Origin of the sequence: Streptomyces sp. ISL-66, from assembly GCF_018614135.1 — a bacterium.
GTDB lineage: Bacteria > Actinomycetota > Actinomycetes > Streptomycetales > Streptomycetaceae > Streptomyces.
Map to the genome: position 1 here is coordinate 21,412 of NZ_JAGGOW010000150.1, position 10,999 is coordinate 32,410.

Annotated in this window: 10 protein-coding genes and 1 pseudogene; 3 read left to right on the forward strand and 8 right to left on the reverse strand. The window is 71.5% G+C overall.

Features of this window, described 5'->3' with window-relative positions:
- Positions 1-111 precede the first annotated feature (111 nt).
- The 3 genes and pseudogenes from J7E97_RS27205 (at position 112) to J7E97_RS27215 (ending at position 3,424) form a co-directional block, all read left to right on the forward strand.
- Positions 112-372 (forward strand): SCO4848 family membrane protein, encoded by a 261-nt coding sequence (locus J7E97_RS27205; protein ID WP_215032462.1) that lies wholly within the window; start codon positions 112-114, stop codon positions 370-372.
- Positions 369-1,728, forward strand: a pseudogene (locus tag J7E97_RS27210) (metallophosphoesterase). The gene J7E97_RS27205 and the pseudogene J7E97_RS27210 overlap by 4 nt, the downstream one beginning before the upstream one ends.
- A gap of 139 nt (positions 1,729-1,867) precedes the next feature.
- Positions 1,868-3,424, forward strand: a complete 1,557-nt coding sequence (locus J7E97_RS27215; protein WP_215032486.1) for an ABC transporter substrate-binding protein — start codon at positions 1,868-1,870, stop codon at positions 3,422-3,424.
- 51 nt (positions 3,425-3,475) lie between these two features.
- Here J7E97_RS27215 and J7E97_RS27220 read toward each other — a convergent pair whose 3' ends face one another.
- The 8 genes from J7E97_RS27220 to J7E97_RS27255 all read right to left on the reverse strand — a co-directional run.
- Positions 3,476-3,850, reverse strand: coding sequence for a cupin domain-containing protein (locus tag J7E97_RS27220; RefSeq protein WP_215032465.1), 375 nt, complete (start codon positions 3,848-3,850; stop codon positions 3,476-3,478).
- A gap of 93 nt (positions 3,851-3,943) precedes the next feature.
- Positions 3,944-4,891: a hypothetical protein gene (locus J7E97_RS27225; protein ID WP_215032468.1), complete on the reverse strand. Its 948-nt coding sequence runs from the start codon at positions 4,889-4,891 to the stop codon at positions 3,944-3,946.
- Positions 4,861-5,850 (reverse strand): alpha/beta hydrolase, encoded by a 990-nt coding sequence (locus J7E97_RS27230; protein WP_215032471.1) that lies wholly within the window; start codon positions 5,848-5,850, stop codon positions 4,861-4,863. The genes J7E97_RS27225 and J7E97_RS27230 overlap by 31 nt, the downstream gene beginning before the upstream one ends.
- Positions 5,847-8,213 carry a molybdopterin oxidoreductase family protein gene (locus J7E97_RS27235; RefSeq protein WP_215032474.1) on the reverse strand — a complete coding sequence of 789 codons (2,367 nt, stop codon included), beginning with the start codon at positions 8,211-8,213 and terminating at the stop codon, positions 5,847-5,849. Before J7E97_RS27235 ends, J7E97_RS27230 begins: the two co-directional genes overlap by 4 nt.
- Entirely contained in the window at positions 8,206-8,958 is a 753-nt protein-coding gene (locus tag J7E97_RS27240) for an SDR family NAD(P)-dependent oxidoreductase (RefSeq protein WP_215032477.1), read from the reverse strand. The genes J7E97_RS27235 and J7E97_RS27240 overlap by 8 nt, the downstream gene beginning before the upstream one ends.
- Entirely contained in the window at positions 8,955-10,316 is a 1,362-nt protein-coding gene (locus J7E97_RS27245) for a B12-binding domain-containing radical SAM protein (RefSeq protein WP_215032479.1), read from the reverse strand. The genes J7E97_RS27240 and J7E97_RS27245 overlap by 4 nt, the downstream gene beginning before the upstream one ends.
- A gap of 23 nt (positions 10,317-10,339) precedes the next feature.
- On the reverse strand, positions 10,340-10,624 hold the full coding sequence (locus tag J7E97_RS27250; RefSeq protein WP_215032481.1) for an acyl carrier protein: 285 nt from the start codon (positions 10,622-10,624) through the stop codon (positions 10,340-10,342).
- Positions 10,621-10,999: hypothetical protein (locus J7E97_RS27255; RefSeq protein ID WP_374224248.1), on the reverse strand; the 379-nt coding region annotated here is incomplete at its 5' end. The genes J7E97_RS27255 and J7E97_RS27250, both read right to left, overlap by 4 nt.

A 10,999-nucleotide genomic window follows, 5' to 3' on the forward strand; every position in this document is an offset into this window, starting at 1 on the left:
GTACATCCCGATGGTCCGACTATCGGCACGGACCGGCCAACCCGCCGCAACCACTGCCGGGACGGCCCACCCCGGCGCGTCCTTCCCGGGGACCAAACGGATACTGAGCTCATGAGACTCAGCCGCGCCGCCTCCTGGTTCCTGCTCGCCTTCGGAGTGTGGAGCTGGTTCATCTGGGTGTCTTTCGTCCGGAACCTGTGGAAGGACGGCAGCGGTCTGGCCTTCGACGGCGCCGGGGACCCGACCGGATACTTCTGGGTCCACCTTCTCCTGGCGGTGGCGTCCTTTCTCCTGGGGACGGCCGTAGGAGTGATCGGGTTGCGCGGGGTCCTGGCCCTGCGGCGCGCATCACGTGGGGAGCGGGGCGCGTGACCATCGCCCTGTTCGCCGTCGTGGCCCTCGCCGTACTGACCCTCCTGGTCCTGGTGCACCGCTGGCTGTGGATCCGCCTGGTCCGCGACACCACCGCCCCGGAAGGCCGGGCCCGCCGCGCGGGCACGGCGGTGGCCTTCGCCCTCCCGCTGCTCGCCGTGGCCGCGCTGGTCGCGGGCCGGGCCGGAGCCCCCTTCTGGCTGGAGCGCACGGTCGCCTGGCCGGGCTTCCTGTGGCTGGCCGTCCTGCTGTACCTGAGCCTGGCGATGCTCGTGGCCGAGCCCGTCCGCGCGGTGTGGCTCCGCCGGTCGAACGGCCGCACCCCGGCGGCCCCGGGCGCCCCGGAGGCATCGGAGGATCCGGCTGCCGAGCCTGCCCGAGCCGCTGTCGGAGCCGAAACCGGGGCAGGTTCCGGAGCCGGAGCAGAAGCCGGAGCCGGAGCCGGAGCAGAAGCCGGAGCCGCGCCGCCGGTGCGGGGCGCGACCCCGCAGCTCACCCTCACCGTCCCCGCCGGGCCGTCGGCCCCCGCCCCGGTCGGGGTCAGCCGCCGCCGCTTCGCGCGGACCGTGGCCGGCGCGGCCGGCGCCGTCGCGGTCGGGACCGTCGGCTACGGCACCTACGGGGTCCTGCGCGGACCCCGCGTCAAGCGGGTCCAGGTGCCCCTGGCGAAGCTGCCCCGCGCGGCCCACGGCTTGCGCATCGCCGTCGTCAGCGACGTCCACCTCGGCCCGATCCTCGGCCGCGCCCACACGCATCGTCGAGACCATCAACCGCACGCAGCCCGACCTGATCGCCGTCGTCGGTGACCTCGTCGACGGCAGCGTCCACGACCTCGGGCGCGCCGCCGAGCCGCTGCGCGGACTGCGCGCGCGGCACGGCTCGTACTTCGTCACCGGCAACCACGAGTACTTCTCCGGCGCCGCCCAGTGGGTCGACCACGTGCGCGAGCTGGGCCTCACGCCCCTGGAGAACGCCCGGCGCGCGCTCCCGTACTTCGACCTCGCCGGGGTCAACGACGTCGCGGGCGAGAGCGAGGGCCACGGTCCGGACTTCGGGGCGGCCCTCGGCGACCGCGACCGCACCCGTACGGCCGTGCTCCTCGCCCACCAGCCGGTGGTCATCGGCGACGCCGTCCGGCACGGGGTCGACCTCCAGCTGTCCGGCCACACCCACGGCGGCCAGCTCTGGCCCGGCAACTACGTCGCCGAGCTCGCCAACCCCACCGTCGCCGGGCTGGAGCGCTACGGCGACACGCAGCTGTACGTCTCGCGGGGCGCCGGCGCCTGGGGGCCGCCCGTCCGGGTCGGTGCGCCGTCCGACATCACAGTGGTCGAACTCGCCTCATATCAGGCGTGACCCGCATTAACCGGCCAGGAAACGCCGAGAATCGGCCTTCCCGAGGCTGAAATTCCGTGATTGGCTTGACCGATAATCGGATAGCTGGTTGCGCGCGGCGGTGTACGCGCGCGCAGCACGTGGGGTGGAGTCAAGGATGTTGCGGTCTGTCCGCTCGAAAGTCATCGCGGCCGGGCTGGTCCTCGGCGTCGCCGGAGTCGCCACCTGGCAGCTGTTGCCGCAGGACGACGGCGGCGGCAAGGCGATCCGCGTCGGCACGAGCGACGTGGTCTCCTCGCTCGACCCCGCCGGGGCGTACGACGCGGGTTCGTGGGCGCTGTTCAGCAACGTCTACCAGTCCCTGCTGACCATCCGGACGGGCTCGGACACCCCGGTGCCCGACGCCGCCTCCTCCTGCAAGTTCGTCGGGGACAAGCTCACCACGTACCAGTGCGAGCTGCGCCCGGACGTCATGTTCTCCAACGGCCGCGCGATCACCGCCGAGGACGTGAAGTACTCCTTCGACCGGATCAAGGCGATCAACTCCGACCAGGGTCCGGCGCCGCTGTTCAACACCCTGGCGTCGGTCAAGGCCGAGGGCAACACCGTCATCTTCAACCTCTCCGCCGGGGACGCCACCTTCCCGTTCAAGATCGCGACGGGCGCCGCCTCGATCGTGGACAAGGACAAGTACCCGGCCAAGGCCCTGCGCGAGGGCGACAAGGTCGACGGATCCGGACCCTTCACCCTGGACGGCTACACGCCCGGCACGAGCGCCGAGCTCAAGCCGAACACCGCGTACAAGGGCCAGGCCAAGATCTCCAAGTCCCCCGTCACGGTCCGGTACTTCAAGGACTCCGCGGAGCTGGAGCAGGGCTGGAAGGACCACGCGATCGAGGTCGCCCACCGCGACATGCCCCCGGCCGTCCTCGCCGCCCTCAACCCGGGCCTGGAGGACACCCGCTACCAGGCCTCGGGCGGCACCGAGACCCGCAGCATGGTCTTCAACGTCCGAGCCGGCTCCCCGGTGGCGCAGCCCGCCGTCCGCCAGGCCGTCGCCGCCGTCCTGGACCGGGCCAAGGTGGCCGCGGACATCTACAAGGGCACGGTCACCCCGCTCTACTCGCTCGTCCCGGCGGGCATCGCCGCGCACAACACGCCGTTCTTCGACGCGTGGCCCTCGCCGAACGGCCTCACCGCGAAGAAGCTCCTCAAGGACGCCGGCATCACCAACCCCGTCGCCATCACCCTCGGGGTCAACGTGCGCGGCTCGAACGTGGCCGAGGCCGAGGAGATCAAGAAGCAGCTGGAGTCCACCGGGCTGTTCCACCTGACCGTCAAGCCGGTCCAGGAGTGGGCGGACTTCCAGAAGGGCTACGCCGCGGGCGAGTACGACGCCTACACCATCGGCTGGATCGCCGACTTCCCGGACGCGGACAACTTCCTCGCCCCGCTGGTCGGCGCCGACTCCTCGATGAACAACGGCTTCTCCGACAAGACCGTCGACGAGCTGATCACCCGCACCCAGTCCTTCTCGGACCGGGGCGCCGCCGCCAACGACTTCCGCGACCTCCAGAAGCTGGTCGCCCAGCAGGTCCCGATGCTGCCGATCTGGCAGAAGAAGGACTACGTCATGTCCCGCGAGGCCGTCACCGGCGCCCAGCACCTCTCGGACGGCACGGGCGTGTGGCGCCTGTGGGAGCTGAACCGGCTCTGACCGGGCGGGCCGCGGGCCCACCCGGTCGCCGGAGCCGCGCGGCGCCGTCCGTCAGATCCACTCCTCCCGAGCGGTCTGGGCGGCGCCCTCGGCGGTCCCGGTGTTGACCACCCCGGCCGCGTCCATGATCAGGATCCGGCACTCCTCCTCGGCGACCGGCCGGTGGTCCAGGCCGCGCGGGACGACGAACATGTCGCCGGACCCGAGCCGTACGCTGTCGCGGTCCTTGAGCTCGATGACCAGATCACCGCTGACGACGATGAACAGCTCGTCGCCCTCGGGATGGTTGTGCCACACGAACTCGCCCTTGACCTTCACGGCCTTCAGTTCGAGGCCGTTCGCCTCCAGGATCGTCTTCGGTTCCCAGTGCGCGCTGATCTTCGAGAGCTTCTCGTCGATGTTGACCGTCGTGTCGGGCCTTGCCATGGATCCTCCTGTGCAGAGTGCTGTGCTTGTGTCGTTCGTGCCCGGCCTGCCCGCGGGGCCTGCCGTACGGGGCCTGCCCCGAGCCGGTCGGGCTCAGCAGGTCCCTTCCACCCGGCCGAAGACGGCCGGGCGCAGCCGCGGCCCGTTCGGGCCGATCGAGTGGATGCCCACCAGCGCCACCGTGCGGTCCCCGTCGCGCAGCAGCCGGCCCCGTACCGCGTAGGGATCGCCCGCGGCGAAGGGCGCCTTGAAGACGGCCGCGACCCGGTCCACGCTGTGCCCGGCCGCGGACATGCCCGCCTCGGCCACCAGCCGCGTCGCCATGTCCTCCATGGCCGCCGTGTACTCGCCGGTGAAGACGAACTGGTTCACGTCCGTGTGCTGCAGCCCGTACGTGCCCCGGACCTCGACCGGCTCGGCCACGGCCTCGGCGAACCCCGGCCCCGTCTCGCTCAGTGACTCGACCGTGGGGTGCGGCTCCTTGAGCACGTGCAGGCGCAGGTGCGCCAGCTCCGGCTGGGGCTCCCGTACGAGTCGCTCGGCCACCGGCCCGAAGGGGCGGACCAGGGTGAGGACGACCCGTCCCTCCCCGCACGGGCGGGGCTCTTCGGAGAGCTGCTCGCGGTAGCGGCGCGGGTCCCCCGTCCCCAGGGGGGTGGAGAAGGCGTACCGGATGTCGAAGCCCAGCCTGCTGGTCGGCCGGCCGAGCCCCTCGCCGGAGAGTTCGGCGTGCCGCGTCTCGACCGCCGTGTGCAGCGGCGCGGCCACGGCCGCCGGGGCCCCGCCGCGCCGGAAGTCGAGGTGACTGACCACGGAGGCCATCCCGCGGCCGCGCATCGCGCCCACGTCGACCGACCGGCTGATCCCCTCGTACATCAGGGGCGCGAACCAGCCGACCAGGGAGCGCACCTTGATCCTGAACCCGGCGTCGAGATCGGGCACTTCGAGCGGGATCCGGCTCTGTGTGGTGACCGATTCGCCCGGCGCGGCGGCGGCCGGGTCCGTCGCGGTCACGTGGCCGGAGGGCTGGGAGGCTGGCATGACGGCTCCTGCGAGGTCGTGGTGGCGCGGCTCTCGGACGGTTCGGCTTCCGGGAAGGCCGAACGAAGGAAGGCGACGACGCGTTCCCCGTACGCGCCTTCGTCCACAAGGTGGTTGGTGAGATGGCGGCCGCGCCGGACCCGCCAGATCTCCCGGGGGCCGGCGTAGTACAGGTCCAGGAAGCGGCAGCCCTCGTCGACGTCGAAGAAGGTGTCCCGCTCGCCCACGATGTACATCAGCTTCGTGTGCCGCAGGCCGCGCGCGGAGCGCACGGCCTGCCGGTACAGGGCCTCGGCGCCGGTGCGCAGGACCACCGCCCGGATGACGGCCCGGTCCACCGCCGCGCGCAGCCGGGGCGAGCGGCTGGCACGGCGCTCCGTGCGCAGCAGCTCGCGCAGCATGTCCTGCCAGCGCACCAGCGGCGTGGAGTCGAGGATGACCGCCGGATAGTGGCGGCCCGCCGTGCCGGCGTGCGCGATGGCCATGTTCCCGCCGAAGGAGCACCCCATCAGGGCCGTGCGGGAGGCCAGCAGCGGGTCGTCACCGTACCGCCGCCGCGTGTACCGGGCGACGGCCTCCAGATCGCGCAGCGGCGCCCGGAGGCTGTTCCCGCCGGGCCGGTGCGAGGCGCCGCTCTCCCCGCAGCCGCGGAAGTCGAAGGTCACCACCGCGAGGCCGTGGCCGTACAGCAGCCGGGCCTGGCGCAGCACCCGGGACTTGCTGGCGCTGCGGGCGTGCGTGAGGATCACCACCCCCCAGGGCGCCGCGGGCGTGAAGGCCCAGCCCCTGATCGCCACCCGGTCCGAGGTCTCCACCTCGAAGGACTCCGGCCGCAGCCCGTGGTCCGGCGGCCGCTCGAAGTCGGCGGCCGCGACCGGAGTGCGGAACCGGCGGTAGAGCCGCAGCGGGTAGGCGAGCGTGCCGGCGCCCGCCCGGGCCCGGGCCGCGGTGGCCGTCACGGCCGCGGTACGGGGGCGAGGTCGACCTGTGTGTCCTTCAGCAGCGGCTGCCACGTGTGCGGATCACACTCCTCGGAGCTCGTCAGGACGTTGGGGTGGGTACCCGCCCGGTCCGGGTGGAAACTCAGGTAGAGGTGGCCCGCCGGCACGTCCTCGCTCGGCTCCGCGGGGCACACCAGCGAGCCGATGTCGTTGGTCAGCCGTACCTGGGCGCCCTTGGCGATCCCCAGCCGCTCCGCGTCCACCGGATTGACGTAGACGCTGTTCTGCTCCGGCCACAGCGCCTCCCCGGTCGCCGTGGCCGAGTTGAACATCGCCACGTCGCGCCGGTAGGACTTCGGCCCCATCCCGCCGCGGCCGGTGATCAGCACGAAGGCACGGCTGTTGCGCTCGGAGAAGGGGACCAGGCGCTCGGGCGGGGGCACGTGCAGGCGGGCGGGATGCCGTTCGGCCGCGAAGACGCCGGGGAAGGACACCTCCCCGTCCGGGTCCGACCGTACGTAGCGCCGCTCGCCGCCCCACTGGACGCCCTCGCCCCGGCGGATGTCCGCGAGGGTGATCGGCCGGCCCGCGCCGTCCGCGAACTCGTTGTAGAAGCCGCGCGACGCCGTCTGGATCTCGTCCCACACCGCCTCGCTCAGCACCTCCCCGTACTCGTCCACGGGGTAGTCGAAGCCCTCGTCGAGCCCGCGGGAGGTCAGATCGCCGCTGCCCCGCGCCACCAACTCCTCGATCTCCTCCGGGGAGAGCTCTTCGGCCCGCGGGGGCTCGGACCCCTCCAGCCGCTCGGCGATCCGGCGCGCCACGGCGGACACGATCCGCACGTCGCTCCAGGCCTCGAACGGCGGCTCCTCGATGCTCTCCATGTACTGGAGGCGCCGCTCGCCGTTGAGGAAGATCCCCGAGGTCTCGTGCTTGGTGCGGCACGGCAGCACGATGTCCGCGTACTCCAGCATCTCGGGGTTGTAGTACGAATCGACGTAGATCACGCACAGGTCCATCATGCGTTCGCGCCACTGCGCGAGGTTCGGGAAGTTGCGCGCCGGGTTCGTCCCGAAGACGAAGAGGGTGCGCAGCCGTTCGGACGTGGCGAACGAGGCGACGGGCAGGCCCTGGTCCGGGCTGATCTGCCACGCCGGCAGCCCCCACAGCTCCGCCATCTTCGCCCGGTGCGCCGGTTCCGACAGGCGCATGCGGAACGGCAGGAGCCGGCCCGAATACCCCATGGCGAGCTCGGCGGAGGCGTTGGACTGGCCGGCGAGCCGCACGTGACCGCGGCCCGGCGCGCCCAGCTGGCCCGTCAGCAGGTGCAGGTTGAGGATGGAGGCGACCCCGCTGCTGCCGACCGTCTGGTTGATGCCGACCGAGCTGGTCGTCACCACCCGGTCGCTCTCCCACAGGCGGCAGGCGCGCAGCACGCGCGAGCGCATCTCCTCGTGGGGCATGCCGTCGGGCGTGATGCGCGGGATGACCTCGTCCACGGAGAAGGGCCCCTGCGCGACGAAGCGGAGGAACTCCTCCAGGCCGTCCGGGTCGACGGCCCGCCCCAGGTACTCCTTGTCCAGGGCGCCCGCGTCGAGCAGGTGGCGGGCGAAGAGCAAGTTGAGCAGGACGTCGCTGCCGCTGCGGACGGGCAGGTGGATGTTGTCCGGGTTGTCGGCCTGGAGCTTGTCGACCGTCGCCGTACGGCGCGGATCGATGACGACCTTGACGGCGCCGCGGTTGCGGCGCACGTAGCGCTGGAAGACCGTGGGGTGGTTGATCGCCGGGTTGTGGCCGTAGAAGAAGATCGCGTCGGCGCTGCGGTAGTCGTCGTAGGCCGCGAACGGCCCCTCGTTGCCGAAGACCAGCTCGTGCCCGCCGGCGTTGTTGGCCAGGCACTGCTCGGCGTTGGAGCAGATGTTGTTCGTCCCCAGGTGGCCCTGGAAGAACTTCTTGGCCACCCAGAGCGATTCGAGCGTCATCTGCCCCACGCCGTAGCAGGCGAGGGAGTCGCGGCCGAACTCCTGCCGGTCGGCGAGGAGGGTGTCGGCCACCATGTCGATCGCGTAGTCCCAGGAGATCTGCTCCCAGCCGTACGGGGTGCGCAGCAGCGGGCTGGTGAACCGGGCCACGTGGGTGGGGTCCGAGCCGAGGTGCTTCTGGAAGTAGTGGGCTCCCTTGACGCACACCCCGAGGCTGCCGGTCGCCCGCACCTTGCCGTCGGGCTCGATGGTGACCTGGTCCACGACCCCGCAGAAGGTGCACAGCGTCCGCTTCGCGCCGGGCCGTTCGACGACCGGCGGTCCGGCTGGTGGTGGCCCGGCCGCCACAGGCCCGGCCGTCGTCGCCCCGGTCGTGGGCGGCTTCGCCTGCTCAGCCACGGTCCAGCCCCATCAGGTCGTCGGCGAGCACGGCGGAACCCAGCGTCCAGCCGCCGTCGACCACGAACTCCTGGCCGGTGACGTACCCCATCGACGGCGAGACCAGGGCGGTGACCACGGCGGCCACGTCCGCGGGAGTGCCGAGCCGGCCGAGCGGGACGTGCCGCGCGACCGCGTCCTTCCAGGCGTCCGTGCGCCGCGCCGTGGGGCCGCTGTCGATGAACCCCGGCAGGACGGTGTTGCAGGTGATCCGGTAGCGGGCGAGCTCCGCCGCCAGGCTGCGGCCGAAGCTCACCAGCGCGCCCTTGGACGCGGCGTACGCGGTCAGGCCGGGCACGCCGGCCCGGGAGACGGCCGAACCCACGTTGACGATGGTTCCGCCGCCGCCCTTCATCAGGCGGAAGGACACCGCACGGCAGACGTTCGCGACGCCCTGCACGTTCGCCGCGAACAGCCGCTCCAGGTCCTCGGGCCCGGACCGCAGCAGCGGCCCCTCCGCCATCTCGCCGAAGCAGTTCACGACGGCGGAGAAAGGGCCGGCGTCCTTCCAGACCGCCGAGACGAACCGCTTGCAGGACTCCGGATCGCCCACGTCGACGGGGAAGCTCTTGACGCCGAGCCCCTCCGCCGCGTCCACCGTGTCCGGATCGCCGCGCCGGCCGACGACCACCTCGTGGCCCGCCCCGGTCAGGGCCCGCACGACCTCGCCGCCGATGCCGCCGGGACCGATGACGAGCGCCCTCACACCATCCTCCGGCCGGTGGTGGCCAGCGCCGACTCCCGCTCGATCTTCTTGCGGACCAGACCGCGGTAGATCGACTTGAAGTGGCGCGTCTTGGCGAGCGAGAACTCCCGGTTGTAGAACTCCTCGTAGACCTTCAGCGTGCCCGCCTCCAGCTCCGCGGGCGTCATGTTCTTCGGCTGGAACACGGCGTCGAAGACGGTGTAGTACGACCAGGGCTTGTCCGGCAGGACCCGCCCCTCGCCCTCCATGTCGTCACGCAGCGGCGTACCCGGGAAGGGCGTCACGCAGGAGATCTGGACGCCCGCCAGGAAGTTCTCCTTGATGAAGCGCGAGGTCTGCTCGAAGGAGTCCTTCGTGTCGGTGTCCAGGCCGAGCGCGAAGGCGCCGTAGACGCCGATCCCGTGGTCCTGGATGGTCTTCGTCGCCTCGACGTACTTGTTGAGCGCCCGGAACTTCCAGTTGCGCTTGTCGATGCCGTTCAGCGTGTCCTCGGAGACGCTCTCGAAGCCGATGAGCATCGTCATGCAGCCGCTCTCGTGCATGAGGTCGAGGATCTCCGGGTCCTTGTAGAAGGACACGTCGGACTGGCCGCTCCACTTGATGCCGAGCGGCTTGAGGCGCTGGAGCAGCTCCTTGGTGCGGTTGCGGTCCACGACGAAGTTGTCGTCGGAGAAGAGGACGTACGGGCTGTCCCAGCGCTCCCGTACCGCCTCGACCTCCTTGATCACCTGGTCGATCGACTTGTAGCCGAGCTTGTCGCGGTAGCGGATCGTCGCGGCGCAGAACCGGCAGCTGTGCGGGCAGCCGCGGGAGGTCTCCACCCAGATGCTGGGGTAGTAGCGGTCGTGCGCCAGCTCGTAGCGCGGCGCCGGCGCCTGCGCCATGTCGGTGCGCTTCGTCTGCCGGTACATGGGCTTGAGCTGCCGCTGCTCGAAGTCGTGCAGCAGCTCCGGCCAGACCGCCTCGGCCTCGCCGACGCACACCGCGTCGACGTGGCTCATGACCTCGTGCGGCAGCAGGTTGGCGTGCAGGCCGCCGGCGACGACCGGGATGCCGCGGGCCCGGAACTGGGCGGCTATCTCGTACATCCGGTCGGCCTGGGCGGTCATGCCGGTGAGGGCCACCAGGTCGGCGTCCGCGTCGAAGTCGACCGGCTCGATGTTCTCGTCGATGTAGCGGACGTCGTACGAGGGCGGGGTCAGCGCCCCCACGATCAGCAGACCGGTGGCGAACCCGGTCCACGTGTAGTCGAAGAACTGGAACTCGCGGGACTGCCGCTTGAACTTCTGATGGTTCTCGTTCCTCCCGAAGAAGGAGGCCGTGGGGGAGATGAGGAGCAGCTTGTACTTGCGGGCCATGGAAACACTCCGGTCGGCTGGATTCAGTCCTTCGAGGCGGTCGCGTTGCGGCAGAAGCCGAGGAAGTCCCGGACGGTGCTGATGTCGAAGAGGTCCTGCTCGTCGATCTCGATGTCGAGCTCGACCTCGGTCCGCACGACGATCTCCAGCAGGATGATCGAGTCGACGTTGCGCAGGCCCGACACCGGGCTGTCGAGCTGCAGCTCCTCCGGTTCGATGCGGGCGATCTCGGAGATCACCTTCCGGATGGTGCGCAGGACGTGGTCCTCGGCCTCCGCGGCCTCGGGTGCGCCGGCTTGCGTGGTCATTGCTGCCGCCCTTCCTCGGTGCTGCCCGCGGTGCGGGTTCCGTCGGCCGGTGTGCGCACCGGCCGGATGCTGAAGGTCTTGCCGACACCGCCGCGCAGTCCGCCGAGGCCGCGGGGCATCGGCAGGTAGTCCGGCTCGGGGATGTCGATCTCCATGCCGGTCGCCAGCCGGGCGGCCTTGAATCCGGGGACGTCCTTGTTGTGCAGGGCCAGTTCCTGGTGGCGGCGGGCGTCGCCGTACGCGGTGAAGGCGATCTCCGTGATGGTGTCGCCGGGCTGGACGACGTACCGGCTGCCGATGGCGGGGACCGCCGAGAGGGGACGCGCCGGGGCCGCGGGCGGTTCGGCGGCCGCGGGCGGTTCGGCGGGCGGGGCG

Excerpts from the sequence above, each read along its gene's own strand:
- J7E97_RS27220 (WP_215032465.1), bottom strand. The coding sequence starts at position 3,850 with ATGGCAAGGCCCGACACGACGGTCAACATCGACGAGAAGCTCTCGAAG.
- J7E97_RS27205 (WP_215032462.1), top strand. The coding sequence starts at position 112 with ATGAGACTCAGCCGCGCCGCCTCCTGGTTCCTGCTCGCCTTCGGAGTG.
- J7E97_RS27245 (WP_215032479.1), bottom strand. The coding sequence starts at position 10,316 with ATGGCCCGCAAGTACAAGCTGCTCCTCATCTCCCCCACGGCCTCCTTC.
- J7E97_RS27225 (WP_215032468.1), bottom strand. The coding sequence starts at position 4,891 with ATGCCAGCCTCCCAGCCCTCCGGCCACGTGACCGCGACGGACCCGGCC.
- J7E97_RS27250 (WP_215032481.1), bottom strand. The coding sequence starts at position 10,624 with ATGACCACGCAAGCCGGCGCACCCGAGGCCGCGGAGGCCGAGGACCAC.